Annotated in this window: 16 protein-coding genes and 1 pseudogene; 4 read left to right on the top strand and 13 right to left on the bottom strand. The window is 54.8% G+C overall.

Annotated features, from left to right (window positions below; all coding sequences use genetic code 11):
* Positions 1-57: 57 nt before the first annotated feature.
* Genes ENN40_10135 through ENN40_10120 form a run of 4 tightly spaced genes read right to left on the bottom strand, consistent with a single transcriptional unit; the run spans position 58 to position 3,509 of the window.
* Entirely contained in the window at positions 58-657 is a 600-nt protein-coding gene (locus tag ENN40_10135) for a hypothetical protein (GenBank protein HDP95700.1), read from the bottom strand.
* Complete coding sequence (locus ENN40_10130) at positions 654-1,601, bottom strand: MCE family protein (protein ID HDP95699.1); 948 nt, start codon at positions 1,599-1,601, stop codon at positions 654-656. The genes ENN40_10135 and ENN40_10130 overlap by 4 nt, the downstream gene beginning before the upstream one ends.
* Entirely contained in the window at positions 1,598-2,365 is a 768-nt protein-coding gene (locus tag ENN40_10125) for an ATP-binding cassette domain-containing protein (GenBank protein ID HDP95698.1), read from the bottom strand. The genes ENN40_10130 and ENN40_10125 overlap by 4 nt, the downstream gene beginning before the upstream one ends.
* Before the next feature lies 1 nt (position 2,366).
* A complete protein-coding gene (locus ENN40_10120) occupies positions 2,367-3,509 on the bottom strand; it encodes an STAS domain-containing protein (GenBank protein ID HDP95697.1) in 1,143 nt (380 codons plus the stop codon).
* Positions 3,510-3,559: 50 nt separating this feature from the next.
* Here ENN40_10120 and ENN40_10115 point away from each other — a divergent pair, with 50 nt between their 5' ends.
* Positions 3,560-3,763, top strand: a complete 204-nt coding sequence (locus ENN40_10115) for a hypothetical protein (protein HDP95696.1) — start codon at positions 3,560-3,562, stop codon at positions 3,761-3,763.
* A 157-nt stretch (positions 3,764-3,920) separates the two neighbouring features.
* On the opposite strand, the gene ENN40_10110 is transcribed toward ENN40_10115, so the two are convergent.
* Positions 3,921-4,241 (bottom strand): heavy metal-binding domain-containing protein, encoded by a 321-nt coding sequence (locus tag ENN40_10110; GenBank protein ID HDP95695.1) that lies wholly within the window; start codon positions 4,239-4,241, stop codon positions 3,921-3,923.
* Positions 4,242-4,338: 97 nt separating this feature from the next.
* Between ENN40_10110 and ENN40_10105 the strand changes: the two genes are divergently transcribed.
* From ENN40_10105 to ENN40_10095, 3 genes are all read left to right on the top strand, one after another.
* Entirely contained in the window at positions 4,339-7,041 is a 2,703-nt protein-coding gene (locus ENN40_10105; protein ID HDP95694.1) for a hypothetical protein, read from the top strand.
* Between the two features lie 118 nt (positions 7,042-7,159).
* The gene (locus ENN40_10100) at positions 7,160-7,666 is read left to right on the top strand and encodes a tetratricopeptide repeat protein (protein ID HDP95693.1); all 507 of its coding nucleotides are present in this window, start codon (positions 7,160-7,162) and stop codon (positions 7,664-7,666) included.
* A gap of 9 nt (positions 7,667-7,675) precedes the next feature.
* Positions 7,676-7,954 carry a peptidylprolyl isomerase gene (locus tag ENN40_10095; protein HDP95692.1) on the top strand — a complete coding sequence of 93 codons (279 nt, stop codon included), beginning with the start codon at positions 7,676-7,678 and terminating at the stop codon, positions 7,952-7,954.
* 381 nt (positions 7,955-8,335) lie between these two features.
* On the opposite strand, the pseudogene ENN40_10090 reads toward ENN40_10095, so the two are convergent.
* The 8 genes and pseudogenes from ENN40_10090 to ENN40_10055 all read right to left on the bottom strand — a co-directional run bounded on the left by ENN40_10090 (position 8,336) and on the right by ENN40_10055 (position 14,876).
* A pseudogene (locus ENN40_10090) lies at positions 8,336-8,602 on the bottom strand (DUF134 domain-containing protein).
* A gap of 193 nt (positions 8,603-8,795) precedes the next feature.
* Entirely contained in the window at positions 8,796-9,233 is a 438-nt protein-coding gene (gene lysM, locus ENN40_10085) for a peptidoglycan-binding protein LysM (protein HDP95691.1), read from the bottom strand.
* A gap of 29 nt (positions 9,234-9,262) precedes the next feature.
* Positions 9,263-9,862: a DUF937 domain-containing protein gene (locus ENN40_10080; protein HDP95690.1), complete on the bottom strand. Its 600-nt coding sequence runs from the start codon at positions 9,860-9,862 to the stop codon at positions 9,263-9,265.
* Positions 9,863-9,923: 61 nt separating this feature from the next.
* Positions 9,924-11,399 carry a hypothetical protein gene (locus tag ENN40_10075; protein ID HDP95689.1) on the bottom strand — a complete coding sequence of 492 codons (1,476 nt, stop codon included), beginning with the start codon at positions 11,397-11,399 and terminating at the stop codon, positions 9,924-9,926.
* A gap of 31 nt (positions 11,400-11,430) precedes the next feature.
* Positions 11,431-12,759: a radical SAM protein gene (locus ENN40_10070; protein HDP95688.1), complete on the bottom strand. Its 1,329-nt coding sequence runs from the start codon at positions 12,757-12,759 to the stop codon at positions 11,431-11,433.
* Positions 12,756-13,604 carry a peptide chain release factor N(5)-glutamine methyltransferase gene (gene prmC, locus ENN40_10065; protein ID HDP95687.1) on the bottom strand — a complete coding sequence of 283 codons (849 nt, stop codon included), beginning with the start codon at positions 13,602-13,604 and terminating at the stop codon, positions 12,756-12,758. The genes ENN40_10070 and prmC overlap by 4 nt, the downstream gene beginning before the upstream one ends.
* Entirely contained in the window at positions 13,565-14,689 is a 1,125-nt protein-coding gene (gene prfA, locus ENN40_10060; GenBank protein HDP95686.1) for a peptide chain release factor 1, read from the bottom strand. Before prfA ends, prmC begins: the two co-directional genes overlap by 40 nt.
* Positions 14,670-14,876, bottom strand: a complete 207-nt coding sequence (locus ENN40_10055; GenBank protein ID HDP95685.1) for a 50S ribosomal protein L31 — start codon at positions 14,874-14,876, stop codon at positions 14,670-14,672. Before ENN40_10055 ends, prfA begins: the two co-directional genes overlap by 20 nt.
* Between the last annotated feature and the right edge of the window lie 86 nt (positions 14,877-14,962).

Here is a 14,962-nt window from a genome sequence, read left to right as displayed (position 1 = left end):
CGGGCATCGGTTCTTTACGAAGCAGTTGCGTGCGCAAGCAAAGAAGTGGTATGAGTGTTAATCGGCGACAGGTGATAACCGGCGCAGTTTTTCAACCACCTTATCCATCTCGGTTTGAAGAATACGCGACAAGACTCTGGGAAGCAGGCGCGAATCACGGCGGGCGAGGCGATCCATGCGATCAAAGCGGTGTTCTGCCAGGACACGCTTACCGTCATGGGTGGTAATGCGGATGGACATGGAGAGGCGGGCGAACCAGACATCTCTCTGATCGCATTCTTCAATGGCGTTTAAGCGGCTGTGCAAGACCCAATCCGGTTCGGCTTCGGCGGCGGATTGGATCACCCGGGCGAATACATTGCGCTGGTTGAGATAATTGATCAGGGCCTCACGGATCATTTGAGAGGGCTTCTTTATCCAATACTCGTAGTTATAGAAATCCAACTGGTAAGGCGAAAGCCGGTATATCAGTCGATAGCCTTCGTAAATCTGATCAACCATTGCATCGCTTACCAAGATGGTTCCCGGAAAAGGAGTGACGCTGATTGGCTGCGGCGGTGGAGAGATGTGCAGTTGATAATAACGTTTTTCAGTAGCGGTGGTACATCCCAGCCACAGCATGACGACGGCAATTACAGCGGGAATGATGCGCTTCATGGTTTGGACCTCCGGCGTTTGCTTTTGCGGATCAGGATATTGGGATCTTCGTCCAACCGGCGCGTAAACGATCTGAGGTCGGCAAAGGCATCGTGGATCATTTCAACAGCCATGCCGATTTCGTGTTTCAACTCCACAATGGCGTTGCTGATGCGTTGAACTCCGGTATCGGTATTGCGGATTAAGCGGCCGAATTCATTTGCCGAGAAGCGTTGGGAAAGACTGTTAAGTGATTTTTCCAAATCCCGGCCGATTCGATCCAGGCGATCCGCGGGCAGGGCGCGGTTGAGGTTGGCCATGAAAAGGTTTAATTCCTTTGTGGAACGATCGAGATTTGCGGAAGCGCTGTCCAGTTGAATCAGCAATTCCTCGAGGTTGACGCGGCGAATGTTAAACACTTCGCTCAATACCGTGGCGGTTTTGTTGAGATGCTCGACAAATTCCTCGATATTCTGCTGATTGCGGGGACTGAGTAATACGTTGATGCGTTTCACCGCCTCATCAATGTTTTGCACGATGTCTTCGGCTTTTTCCCCCATGCCCGGTTCAGTGGGAATGCTGCCCCCGGGGGCGATACAGGGGGCTTCGTTGCTGCCTCCATAGAGTTCAATGTACTTCAGCCCGGTAATGCCGATAAACATGAGTTTGGCTCTCATGTCGGACTTGATTTTGAATTGGCGCTGAATGCGCACGGTAACCAGGATGGATTTGAGGTCATCCGGGTTGACGTTGATCTCTTCCGTGTTGCCGACACGTACGCCCTGATATTTTACCGTGGAACTTTTTTCCAGTCCGCCTACGGAAATTCCGGTAAAGTTTATCGAATACAGATCTCCACGGTGTTGAACCAGGGGAATGATAAATGCGCCCAGGGCCGCAATCAAAAGCAGCGAGGAAACAACCAGAAATATGTGCAAGCGGTTTTTTTGTTCCTTTGTGATCATGGTGAGATTCCCTTGTTATTCGCATTGCCCCAGAGAAAGAACGCCCGTACAAATGGATCAGATGTATTTTTCAACTCTTGAAAAGACCCGTTGAAGCGGATTCTGCTTTGCTGCATCACCAACACATCATCAGCGATGCGTTCAATCGATCGCAGTTCGTGGGTGACGACCACGAAAGTGATTCCCAGCAACTCTTTCAGGTTGAGCATCAATTCATCCAGGCCGGCGGCGGTAATGGGATCAAGGCCGGCTGACGGTTCATCACAAAAAATGATTTCCGGATCCAGGATCATGGCGCGCGCCAGGGCGGCCCGCTTTCGCATCCCCCCACTGAGTTCGGCGGGATAACGCGCCAACTCCGGGGCCAAACCCACCTGGTGCAAGCGATTGGTTACCATCTCTTTGCGGATCTCGTGGCTGATGGCGGGATGATGCATGGTGATGGGCAATGCAATGTTTTCGTACAGGTTGAGGGAATTCAGCAGGGCACCGCTCTGATATAATACACCGATGCGGCCAAAAAGCCGCTGCAGGGACTGTTCTGAGCTGAAATCGACCGGGCGCCCGTCGAATTCAACTGAACCGGCTATGGGGGGCAGCAGGCCGATCATGGTTTTCAGCAACGTGGATTTGCCGCAACCGCTTTTTCCCAGCACGACAACGATGCGGCCGCGTTTTACCGTTAGGTCGATGTGTGAAACCACCGCGGTTCCGTGGTAGCCAATCGTCAGGTCGCGGGTTTGAACAATGGTTTCCTGTCTCATTTCAATACAGCAAAAGTGCGAATATGCTGTCCAGCACGATAATCAGGGAAATGGACAACACGACCGATTCCGTGGTTGCGATTCCCACCCCCAGCGCGCCGCGGGATACGGAGAATCCTTTAAACCCACTGCTGATCACGATGACCCAGCCGAAAACCATGGTTTTGCCCAGACCGATCAGCAGGTCTTCCAGTTCCACAATGGTCAGCATCTCGTCGTAGAAGGCTTTGAAAGAGATTCCGGAATAGAATTTTCCCACCAGCATGCCGCCGAAAATTCCCACGATATTCGCCACGGCGACAAGGAGGGGAACCGCCAGGCCGATGGCGACGAGCCGCGGAACCATGAGGAATTTCTCAGGGTTCAGGCCCATGGTGTGCAGGGCGTCCACTTCCTCCAGCACTTTCATGGAGGCGATCTCGGCGGTGATGGACGCGCCTACTTTTCCGGCCAGAATGATGCCGGTCATAAGCGGAACCAGTTCACGAATCATGCCGAATCCCACCACGTCCGCCAGAAATATGTTCGCCCCGAAATCATTGAGTTGCTTGGCCGTGGTCAGGGCGATGGTGACGCCCACCAGGAAAGTGATGATGCTGACAATCCAATAGGAGCCATACCCCATATGGTAGAGTTGCTGGCGGATCTCACCGGGGTACACTCCGCGTCGCCGCCAAAGGTAATGCCAGATATGAGCAAATTCATCGGCCATGAGTACCAGGAATTGCTTTGCTGAATCGTACCAGTTTGGCTGGGGAAGGTCGGTTGCCGGTTCTCCGGAGTCGGGAGCGGGAGCATCGCTGCCGGTAAACACATCCAGCATGCGTTTCAGACGGGGGGAGAGTCCATGCATGCGAATGTCGGGCCGCGTACGCGTCAAGTGACTGATTATGGCCGCACCGGTGGAATCCATCTGTTCAACCCGGGAGAAATCCAGCGACACCGGCCGCCCGGGGTTCAGTTTGCGCAATTGATTCTGGATTTCGCTGTAGTCTTCCAGAACCAGCCGGCTTGGCAATTGGATATGTTGTTGGTTATCGGGACCCATTTGCGACTCAAATGGATTGTAGCCGATTTGAAACCCAGCGTCCACCACACACGGCAGGAACCTTTGTGAATTGACAAAACGCCCGGCGTCCGGCATATTGAGGAGGGGAAGCCTCGGGCTTAATCCCGATGCAGAGAGGAGGGGAAATGAAGCCTTGTGAAAAAAAAAGAATTCTGTGGTGCGGAGCCATCTTGATTCCCGGAGTATTGCGAATCATGGCGGAACTTTTGCCGCCAAACTTTATTTCGGGATGGTTGTCAGCGATGGTTGCCGTGACCGTAGTGGTCGCGGCGGCGGCCGGATCAATTTACATGGCGGCCTCGGCCCTTGATAGCGGCAACGCGGTTTAAAAAAGTGGTTCTCTTCCATTTAGTGTGGGTAAGCCCGCATTAATGATTGGCGAGGGGTTGTGGAGAGGGTACTCTACTGCAGTCTTTCTCTTTTTTCGAAGAATAATAAACTCCAGACCCACAAAACCCACACAAAATGGAAGAGAACCAAAAAGTCTTATGCGGTTTTGACCGCGGTTCCGCTGACCGACACCATCAGCATGCCGTTGTTCTGGCCCAACACTTCGTAGTCGATATCCACACCCACTATCGAGTCCGCTCCCAGGGCGGCGGCGCGCTCCTCGAGTTCTTTTAACGCCACCTGGCGTGCCCGGCCCAGTTCCCGTTCGTAAGCGGCTGAACGGCCTCCCACCAGGTCGCGGATTCCCGCGAACAGGTCTTTGAACAGATTGGCTCCCATAATGGCCTCTCCTGTAACCAGGCCAAGGTAAGCGCGGATTTTTTTGCCCTCAATGGAGGGAGTGGTGGTAACAATCATATCGGCACCTCCTGGAAAGACATTGTGATCTGTGGTTTCCCACCTGGAAAATACGTTCCATTCCAACTGTTTGTTCTCACCTGGTTGAAGGCACGCCATGAATCGCTATTGCCAAGCCTCGTCTTTTTCCCTTACAATTTGGAATTGCGGGACTTTTCACAGCTGGTTCCCGCTGGGAGAACTCATGCAGATGAAACACCTTCCGGCTTGCCTGTTGTTTTCGTTATGCCTGTTAGCGTTTGTGCCGACTTTGAATGCCCAAACTTCACCAAACGATTTTTTGGGTCATGAGGTCGGACAGGACGGAAAACTTGCGGATTACGCTCAGATTCTGGAGTACTTTCGCATTCTGGACAAAGAGTCGGAACGCCTGCAATTGCTCCAAATCGGAAAAACCGTTCAGGGGCGTCCACTGGTCATGGCCGTTGTTTCATCGCCGGCCAACCTGAAAAACATGGACCACTATCGTGAAATTGTCCGGAAACTGCGGGATGCCCGGGACTTAACCAGGGAGGATGCGTCGAAACTGGCTCAAACCGGTCGTACCATCCTGCTGATCACCTGCAGCCTGCACGCCACCGAGATCGGGGCGTCACAGATGAGCATGGAACTCGCCTGGAGGCTGACAACGGGAAAAACCCCTTTTCCCGGTCAGGACGTATTGGACAAAGTAATCGTGTTGCTGGTTCCCACCATCAACCCAGACGGTGTTCAGATGGTAACGGACTGGTACAGAAAGTATCGGGGAACCCTTTACGACGGCGGACGCATGCCCTGGCTATATCATCACTATGCGGGACATGACAATAACCGAGACTGGTTCATGGGCAACCTGCCGGAAACACGGGCGCTAATGCAGGTTCTTTTCCACGACTGGATTCCCCAGATCCATATCGATGAACACCAGATGGGCTCTTCGGGGGCGCGCCTGTTCATACCTCCCTTTAAAGACCCCCCCACCGGACCGGTCCATCCGCTGGTATGGCGGGGGATCGCCCTTTGCGGCAGCCATATGGCATATCGCCTGGAAGAAGAGAACCGGGCCGGAGTGGTACACGGTCGCAGCTTTACCGGATGGTGGATCGGTGCTTGCGATGATACGTCCTGGCTTCACAATGCGATCGGCATCCTGAGTGAAATGGCTTCCGTGAAGATCGCGACCCCGGTTTACGTTGAGCCGGGTGAGATCAGTGACAGTTATTATCAAAAGAGCATGCAGTTCCCCCATCCATGGAGGGGTGGGTGGTGGCGTTTGCGGGATATCGTGGATTACGAGCTCACGTTGTCATTCGGTTTGATCGAAGCCGCCGCTTTGTATCGGCAATCGTTTTTAATGAATTTCTACCGCATGTGCAAAGACGCGGTCGACGGCCAAAGAGAAAATGGAGTCACCGCGTTCCTGATTCCGAATATTCAGCACGATGCTCCAGCCGCACGGCGCATGCTCCGCATCCTGCAGCTCGGAGGCGTCGAAGTTCATCAAATCACTGCGGATTCGCAATCGGGGCAACGAATGGTGCCGGCGGGAACCTGGGTGATCAACATGAATCAGCCTTATCAACCTTATGCCCAGGCTCTGCTGGAGCGCCAGCGTTATCCAGACATGCGCCAGTATCCGGGCGGTCCGCCCATTCCCCCATACGACAATGCGGGGTGGACTTTGCCTCTGCAGATGGGAGTGGAGTGCATTCCGGTGGAAGGTCCATTTGCAGCCGAGATGAAGATGATTTCCGATGTGTCGGATCCCCGGGTTGATATTCCGGAAGAGAAGGTGTGGGCTGTGTTGAAAGGCGGCGAAAATGCAGCTCATCAAGCGGTTTTTGCTTTACTGGACGGCGGAGTGACGGTATGGCGAAAAACCGAACCGGGAGGCAATGAGGGCCCGGAATCGGCTGAATGCGGTGATTTCCTGGTGCGCCTGAATCCAAAAAGTCGTCGGGAAATCGATAAGTTGCAGCAGGCACTGGGCTTTTCTTGCGGCTTTGGCGATGGTGAGCTTCGCGCCGGAATGGTGCAATTGGTTTTTCCTCGTATCGGCGTGTACCAGTCCTGGAATGCCAGCATGGACGAAGGTTGGACCCGCTTCATGCTGGACGATGCCGGCATTCGTTTCCAGACCCTGCACAACCAGCAGATCTCAAGCCCGAAGGGAAAGAACGGGTTGAATACTGATTTCGATGTCATTGTATTGCCGTCGGAAAGCAAAGATTTGATTGTGAAAGGCGAGCCGGCCCCTGATTCGCCCTGGAAACGGTATTATTCTCCTCTCCCGCCCGAATACCAGGGCGGAATCAAAAAACAGGGCATAGAGGCTTTAAAAAAATTCGTGCGCCAGGGAGGTCACTTGGTTTGCCTGAACCGCTCTTCAGAGTTGGTTCTAAAGGAGTTTGAACCCCCGGTCCGCAATATTTTAAAAGGGCTGAAGCGCGACAAGTTTTTCTGTCCCATGTCCATTCTTGGAGTCGAAGTGGATATCGAGCATCCCCTGGGTCTGGGAATGCAAAAAAAAGCGGCAGTGATGTTTTCAGACAGTCCGGCCTTTTCGACCTGGATTCCCCGTCAACCCTGGCAGCGGAGAGTGGTGGCCCGGTATCCCGAAAGGGAAATTCTGGAGAGCGGGTGGCTGCTGGGAGAATCTCACCTTGCCCGCAAAGCCGCCCTCGTGGATTTAGAGTACGGCAAAGGCAGGATTGTCCTGTTTGGATTCCGTCCCCAGAGCCGTGCGCAGAGTCATGGAACCTACAAACTCCTGTTTAACGCTTTGCTGCGATCCGCATGGAAAGACGATATCAAAAAATGAACGCAGGGATCAGTTAAACGCCGTACAGGATGGAGTCCCGGTCCCCGGAGAGCGAAAATGTTTTGGCGAAAAGCGCGCCAGGGTGCAACGGGGGTGATTTTTTGAGTGGAGGAACGATATGAAGAAGTTAAAAGCTTTTGACAAGCTGTGGCGCTTAAGTTGTTTTTGCTGGGCAATGGCGGCCATCCTTTTCACTTCATGGAGTTGCACAAAGTCTCAAAAATCAGCTCAGGATTGGATTCAGCAGGGGGTTGAACACTTCAAGGCCGAAAGATACGCACAGGCGGCAAGCGCTTACCAACAAGCTGTTGAGAAAGAGCCCGAAAATGCGGTGACCTACAATCTCCTGGGCATGGCCTATCGTTTCCGGTACAATCAAACCGGTGATCCAGCCATGCGCGAAAAGGAAACCGCGGCTTTTCGCAGGGCCGTGGAGTTGAATCCCCGGTTTGTTGTCGCCATTAAAAACCTGGCCGCCACCTCTCACCGGGATGGGAATCACAGAGAAGCCGCCGCATGGGCCCGTCGCGCCTTGGAGCTGTTTCCCCGGGATCCGGAAAAGCCCCTGCTCGAGTCCTGGATCCGGCAACACGCTGAAAATGGGGAAGCGCCGGTTTCACCGTAGGAGTCGACCATGGAGTGGAGAGCCAGTCACATTCTGGTGAAAGACCGCAACCTGGCGGAAAGGATTCGTCGCGAAATCCAAGCCGGCGCCCCTTTTGCCGACATGGCGCGGCGATATTCCACCTGCCCCAGCAAATCCAAAGGTGGAGATTTGGGATGGTTCGGGCCGGGAAAAATGGTCGTCGAATTTGAGCGTGCCGTACAAAAACTTGCAAACAGCGGCATCAGCCCCGTGGTGCAAACCAGGTTCGGTTATCATGTAATCCGCAAAACCGGGCAACGGGATTAGTTTAAATCAACGTCCGTGTCCGCTGCAGGCCGCATCCGGGGTTAAAGACTGAAGTTCATCCGCCCGCCAGGCTTTGAGCGCTTCCGCCACGGTATTGCCGGTAAAAAGGAAGGCTTGCGTCCCGGATTCGGCCAAACGCGCGATGGCGCGATGTCCCATTCCGGATACAATGAGTACGTCTACGGAATGATTCTCCAGTCCGGCCAGGGGTTTGCATGCGCCCTGGTTGTGATCGATGCGTTCGTTCACAATCCCCCTGGTTTCCATGGTTTCACTGTTCACCAGGGTAAAATAGGGTGCCATACCGAAATGGGGGCTTACCGTTGATTTCAGGCCCTTGTTGTCAACAGTGGGAATACAGATGTTCATGTGGGTTTCTCCTTTGATGCGAATGGTGTAATGATTCAGCAAGGCGGCCACCATTTTACGGCGCCCGGTTCGCAGCAAACGCTGAAGCGTGGCCCGGGAGACATTCATAATAGCCGCCGCCGCGGTCTGGTTGCAGTTGTCGAGGTCGCACAGCCGCAACGCCTCGAATTCATCGGCTTCCATGAGCGCAACGCCGCACACTTCTTTGGCTGAAGTGGGACCGATAATGTGGTCCCGTTGCAGCAGCCTGCAGGCGCGGTGTTTTTTTCTACGACCCATGGAGAGCCTTTATTTTGAGCATATGCACATTATACGGGGGATGTGTGCGCGTGTCAATGCTTTCGGGAAGGAAAGCGATATGCCGTGCGGGACTCAAAGAAACAGTGAAAAAAAGAGGGAAAACGGCGTTATGATAAGGCGGGTTGTGAAAGGTTGAGCCGGGAAAGGACACGAGTCCTTTCCCGGCGCACAATCAGTCTTTGACTTCGGGAATCCGCAGGACCTGGCCCGGATAAATTTTATCCGGATCCTTGAGCAGTGGTTGGTTGGCTTTAAAAATCACCATGTACTTCATTGGATTGCCGTAAAACTGTTTGGCAATGGCTGATAACGTGTCGCCGCGCACGACTGTGTGAAACAGCGCCTGTGGGGATTCCTGTTCGACTGTCAGGTTGTCGTCGACTTTTTCAACCCCGGCCACATTGCCGGCGGCCAGAATGACCTTCTCGCGCATTTCCTGGGTTTTTACGCGGCCTGAAATTTTTGCCAAACCATCGGAAAAATTCACGGAAAGATCTTCCACATCCAGATCCAGAGAACGGATCTCTTTAACCAGGCGCTCACCCGCGCCGGGTTCGTTAACCAAACCGATGGCTTTGCCTGCATCTTTGATAAAATCAAACAATCCCATGTCTTCCTCCCGGAATAAGTATCTGTTTTTTAGCGTTTGAACAGTCGTCCCAACAATCCCGTGCCGATCTGAATGACTTCCCCGCTGATATCCCCGTCTCCATCCTGATCCAGAAACTGCAACAGGGGAGAGAGGCGTTTTTTTGTCCGCGGCCGCACCTGCTCATCCTCTCTTCCCAGCAGTTTGCTGAGGGCGTCGCTGTCCAGGTTTTTCTGGTTGCGGAGTTTGCCCAGCAATCCCAGTACAATCGGGGCCACGGTGACCATAAGGCGGGTGATCTGCCCTGTGTCCAGGCCCGTGGCGCGGCCGACGCCGGATTCCACCGCCCTGGTTTTGGATCCGAACAGGTGCCCCAGGATTCCCATGCCGGCGCTTTCATTCGGTCTGGATATGGCTTCTCCAAGGCGTTCAAGGATGCTGCCGTCATGATCCCGTTTCAAGGCATTGAGCAGGGAACCGGCGCCGTCACGGCTGTTGGTATTGCGGTTCATGGCATGGATCATCGAGGGCAATACAAGCTCCAGGGCGGAACGGGTCGCCCGCGGTGATCCCCCGATGGTTTTGCTTAAATTGGAAAGGCTGTCCCCTTTCCCCAGCATATGCACCATTTGTTTGACTATTTGCTCCATTCATTTCCTCCTGTCATCCTGAATATAACACAATTTAAACAATAAAGGGACTGGTTTTCCACTATTTTTCTGCGGTTTCCAGAACAGGCATAAGACCGCTTCCGGGTGTATCCAGCCAGCGATTCACCGTGGTTGAGTCCATGCCTTTCTGTTGGCTCCAGAAGTCGCGGAAATCCTGCGTTTCTGCGCCTGATTCCCTGAATTCAAGGTAAAAGCGGCGGCAGGCCGCAAAAAACGCCTCATCGCCCATCAGGCTGCGAAAATGGTGCAGCATCAACGCTCCCTGGCAGTAACGGATCACATGGTTATGCCCGGTATTGTCTGCCGGAACTTTTGACAGTGCACCGGCACTCTGCGGTAGATTGCGGACCTGCTCTTCGCAACTTTTTAAGTAGGCGGCAGAGTCCATGGCGTTTCCGGCGGCTTCCAGGACCAGCAGTGAGAAATACTCCGCGAAAGCTTCGTTGATCCAGTCCGCCTGGCCACGGCCGGAATTCCACCAGAAGTGGGCCAATTCGTGGGCATTGCCGCGTATAAAGGAAAGCGCCGGGCGGGACTCGAGGGCGGCGCTGATGCGTCCCTCTGAAGAGATGATCAATCCCGGCCTGGAGTAGCCGCCCTGACCCTTTTCACGGGGAGAGTAGACATGACGCAGGCTGGTTCCCGCGTGCAGGGGAGGGCCGAGCCATTGGGTATGGTATTCCAGTGCCCGCGCCATTTCACGGGCTTCGCGATTCACAAAATCAGCAGGTAAGCGGGTGTGCAAGACTGAAATGATACCGAAATCACTGCCCGCGGGCACCTGAATTTCCTTGAAATCCGGAGAGGCCACAACCACCAGGTCGTGGTCCCGCGCGGACTCCCATGTGGTGTGAATTCTGTTTTCTTTCAAACGGGTACCGGTTTTTTCTCCCGAGGCAATGACTTTCCAGTTATCCGGGGCGATAATTTCGAGTTTCAGGCTGAACCAATGGCGTCCCGGCCACTGGGGATGCCAGCCTGAATAGGCGGCCAACTCCACCCGTTCAGGTCCAATGGTGTCGTCCATTGATAATTTGCCCGGCTTCGCTAAACCCCACTGCGGAAGTTTTTTCAGCACGCCGCTGTAGCGCACGAAGAGGTCGATCCGTGACGTTGTGCCCGTTTCTCTGTTTAATTGGATGTCCACGCGCTGGCGTGCGGGGTACAGTTTCTCCGGTGGGGCGGGGGTCATGGAGAAAGGCATGTTGCGCCCGTTCAGGGCCAGCTCGTCGATGCGGAAGGTCTGGTGCAGAAAGAACGAGAGGGTCGGTGACGCGGGTTGCTCCAGGAAGAGGCGGATGGCCGCGTTGGCCTGCAGGAAACCCTGGTCGGGAAAGACCTCTACGGACACATCGTAATGCTCGGGGCCGATGCGAAAAAGTGTTTGAACACGGCCTTCAGCCTTACCCGGACAGGGAGTACAAAACGAAAGGATCACAAAAAAACACGCAATCAATGGGCCGGTTGGTTTTTGGGGTGGTTTTCTTTTCAAACCGTGCAAGGATTTGGAACGCATCTGGATCACCATATCTCATTCATAACCGAAATCAACAGGAACGGCAATTGCGAACTCTGGAAATGATCCCTCTGCAGCGGGTGCGCACCGCCCGGATATCGCTGCCGGAGTAGCCGCTGGTTTGCAGCAGGTGAAAGAGCTTGTTGGTATGGCGGGGATCCAGGGATCTGCCCAGGCGCCCGGAATCTTGCAGGCGGATGCAATCCGGGGTCCCCGGAACAGGCGAGTAATCCGCCAGGCGGGGGATGATGCCCAGGTTTTCCACGAAATCCAGGGTGGCGTGCACGGAATCGAGCGATTGTCCCGGCAAACCCCACAATACGTAGGTTTCCATCTCTGCGGCAGAGAAACCGGCTTCCAGCAGGTGATCAACGGCCCGGCGCATGGTATCTGCGTCCGCCTTGTTGGAATCCCGGACGTGGATGTCGCATGAAGTGGTTTCCAGGCTCAGGCGCAGGGTGCGGGTGCCTGCATTGCGCAGGGCATGGGCGCTAACGGAATCGATTTCGCGCACATGCAGGCCGTTGGGTGTATGCAGACACAAATTCATCTCCGCCGCGGCCCGGGCCAGTGGCAGAAATCGGCTTTCTTTGTTGATCAGTAAGGCGTCATCAAAAAAAACGAAATGGCGGCGAGACCGACGAGCGCTACGGACTTCGCGAATGACCGCGGATACCGGGCGTTCACTGAATTCAGGATTCAGCAAGCGGGATGCGCAATAACTGCACTGCATGGGACATCCCCGTGAAGTCAGCAAGGGATAGGCGGGATCAGCAGCAGAGAGGAAATCTTCAATGCGGATGCGGGATGGTCGGGGTTTAAATAATTTGCGCCCGCCGATGCGCTGAATAAGCTTGAGCAGCAAGTTTTCTCCAGGGCCGGAGATATAATAATCGGCCCTGATTTCGCGCTTGCTTGCAGCCGGCATCAGCGTAGGCAGGATGCCCCCCACGACCGTAACCGCATCCGGGGAATGCCGGCGCAGCCTGTCCAGGGTGAAGCTCGCCCCGTCCACCCAATAGGTCATGAGTGTGGTCATGCAGATCATGTCCATTGGCGGGAGGGTTTCCAGGTATGCGTCAAAAACAGTCAGCGGCCAGCCGTAGCGCGCGAAAAAGCGGGGGATGGACTGAAAACATTGCGGTTTGGCAATAGGGGAGCGGTAAAAATGACCGCGACCGTCATCCGGGTCGTAAAGATTCTCGAGACCGGCGTAGCGGTCCAGGGGATTGAGCCAGAATACGCGGCAACTGGTACGTGATTTAACCACAGCCGCCAGTTGCATGAGCCCGAGCGGGCGAAGCCAGAGATCATAAGCCGAGAAATCGGTGATATAGGGAGTCAGAAAAAGAACGTTCAATGCCGCCCCATCACCACGCGTTCAATGCCGGCAAGGTCCGGGATGATCTGAATGTCGTGGAAGCCCCGTGCCTTCATCTCCTGCGCGATGCCTCGCGCCTGGTTGTATCCGGTTTCCAGCAGCAGCCATCCGCCGGGATGGATTCTGGAATGGGAGCCGTGTATGATACGATGCAGGATTTCCGTGCCTTCATGACCGCCAACCAGGGCCCTCCGCGGTTCAAACCCACGGATATGTTTTGGCAGGGCGTGGTATTCCTGACTACTCAAGTAAGGCGGGTTGGCCACAATCATCCGCCAGGGTCCGCCGTGGCGGGGGAAAAGGTTTCCCCCACAGACACGGACCCGCGTTTCAACCCTGAATCGATCAAGGTTACATTGCAACAGGCGCCGGGCGCGCCGGTCAATCTCCAGGGCGGTCACCCGGACATCCGCTTCCAATGCCAGGGTGATTGAAACACAACCGGAACCGGCGCCGATATCGAGAATAGTGTCTTTGGGACGGATGCGGGCCAGGGCCTGCTCAACCAGGGTTTCCGTTTCCGGTCGCGGAACCAGCACGCGGCGATCCACGCAGAAACTGCGTGAGAAGAACTCGCGTTTCTTGAGGATATAGTAAAGCGGCTCACCCCGTAAAAGCCGCCGCAGATTCCTGGAAAAGCGTTTCTGACCTTGCTTATCCGTGATCTCATCCGGGCGGATTGTCCAGTAGCGGCCGCGGGAAATTGCAAAGGCGTCGCAAAGCAGGAGCTCAGCATCGAGTGGCTTGATTCCCGCCTGACTCCCTTTCAACAGGGCATCGGCAATCAGTTCTCCGTAGCGCACGGTGCGGAGAGTTCGCGGAATCGCTGTTGCAGGACCCGCTCTTCATGGCGGCCGGCCAGTGCGGCCAGAAGGTCGCTGATGTTGCCGTCCAGGACGCTTTCCAGGTTGAAGTTTCGCCCGGAAATGCGGTGATCCGTGGCACGGTTCTGGGGAAAATTGTAGGTGCGGATCTTTTCGGAACGTTCACCGGAACCCACCTGTGCGCGACGATCCAGAGCAATCCCCTCTTCCTGTTGGCGCATCTCCTCTTCGTACAGGCGGGATTTGAGTACGGCCAGGGCCTTGTCACGATTTTTGTGCTGGGAAGACTCGTCCTGGCAGGTGACCACGATTCCCGAGGGAAAATGGGTGACGCGGATGGCGGATTCGGTTTTGTTGACGTGTTGTCCTCCGCTTCCGGAAGCCCGGTACGTGTCAATGCGGACATCCGCGGGATTAAGGGTGACTTCCACATCGCGCACTTCAGGCAGCACGGCCACGGTGGCGGTTGATGTGTGGATGCGTCCGCTGGATTCGGTTGCCGGAACCCGTTGTACGCGGTGTACCCCGCTTTCGAACTTGAGTTGACCGTATACGTCATTACCACGCAAGTGCAGAATCACTTCCTTGATGCCGCCGATGGAGGAGTAGGTGGTGGAGATGACATCGGCCTTCCAGTGGCGGCGTTCCGCCACACGGTGGTACATGCGCAACAGATCCGCGGCAAAGAGGGAGGCCTCATCACCCCCGGTGCCGGCGCGAATCTCCAGATAGACATTGCGGTGATCCGCGGCCGCGTCCCGAACCAGCAAGCGGCGGACCATGATTGTGAGTTCCGAGATTTTTTCATCCAGTCCGTCCACTTCATTACGTGCCAGTAAAGCCATCTCCGGGTCATCCTCGATTTTCGCCATTTCAAGGGCTTCGGAACGCTCTTTATCATAGCGGCGCAGATCCAGGTACAGATCGCTTACGGGTTTGATCCGGGATAACTCGCGTGAGAGGTTGCGGAAATTTTCGGAATTGGAGGTTACATCCATTTCCGCCAGGCGCTGCGTCAGGGCTTGCGCTTTTTCGTAAAGGTTGTGCAGACAAGAGAGAAGGGTGTCATTGCTCCTTGTAGCCATACTTTTTCTTGAACTTCTCGATACGGCCTTCTGTATCCACGTATTTCTGCTTGCCCGTATAGAAGGGATGACAACTGGAACAGATTTCCACTTCGATCCCTTTGACCGTGGCCCGGGTCTTGAAGGTATTGCCACAAGCACAGGTGACGGTACATTCCATATATTCGGGATGAATTTCTTTCTTCATAATGCCTCCGAAGTGGGCATTTTAGCATGATTGTCCCGATGGTGTCAACGGATCCACAACGGATGCGGTCGCGGTTGAGGCCGGAT

It is taken from the genome of Candidatus Aminicenantes bacterium (assembly GCA_011049425.1).
Lineage (GTDB): Bacteria > Acidobacteriota > Aminicenantia > UBA2199 > UBA2199 > UBA876.
The sequence above is the reverse complement of the archived record's forward strand: the minus strand, read 5'-3'. Positions and strand labels throughout refer to the sequence as shown.

Coding starts and splice junctions, on each gene's coding strand:
- ENN40_10135 (HDP95700.1), bottom strand. CDS start 657: ATGAAGCGCATCATTCCCGCTGTAATTGCCGTCGTCATGCTGTGGCTG.
- ENN40_10130 (HDP95699.1), bottom strand. CDS start 1,601: ATGATCACAAAGGAACAAAAAAACCGCTTGCACATATTTCTGGTTGTT.
- ENN40_10125 (HDP95698.1), bottom strand. CDS start 2,365: ATGAGACAGGAAACCATTGTTCAAACCCGCGACCTGACGATTGGCTAC.
- ENN40_10120 (HDP95697.1), bottom strand. CDS start 3,509: ATGCCGGACGCCGGGCGTTTTGTCAATTCACAAAGGTTCCTGCCGTGT.
- ENN40_10115 (HDP95696.1), top strand. CDS start 3,560: ATGAAGCCTTGTGAAAAAAAAAGAATTCTGTGGTGCGGAGCCATCTTG.
- ENN40_10110 (HDP95695.1), bottom strand. CDS start 4,241: ATGATTGTTACCACCACTCCCTCCATTGAGGGCAAAAAAATCCGCGCT.
- ENN40_10105 (HDP95694.1), top strand. CDS start 4,339: ATGAATCGCTATTGCCAAGCCTCGTCTTTTTCCCTTACAATTTGGAAT.
- ENN40_10100 (HDP95693.1), top strand. CDS start 7,160: ATGAAGAAGTTAAAAGCTTTTGACAAGCTGTGGCGCTTAAGTTGTTTT.
- ENN40_10095 (HDP95692.1), top strand. CDS start 7,676: ATGGAGTGGAGAGCCAGTCACATTCTGGTGAAAGACCGCAACCTGGCG.
- lysM (HDP95691.1), bottom strand. CDS start 9,233: ATGGGATTGTTTGATTTTATCAAAGATGCAGGCAAAGCCATCGGTTTG.
- ENN40_10080 (HDP95690.1), bottom strand. CDS start 9,862: ATGGAGCAAATAGTCAAACAAATGGTGCATATGCTGGGGAAAGGGGAC.
- ENN40_10075 (HDP95689.1), bottom strand. CDS start 11,399: ATGCGTTCCAAATCCTTGCACGGTTTGAAAAGAAAACCACCCCAAAAA.
- prfA (HDP95686.1), bottom strand. CDS start 14,689: ATGGCTACAAGGAGCAATGACACCCTTCTCTCTTGTCTGCACAACCTT.
- ENN40_10055 (HDP95685.1), bottom strand. CDS start 14,876: ATGAAGAAAGAAATTCATCCCGAATATATGGAATGTACCGTCACCTGT.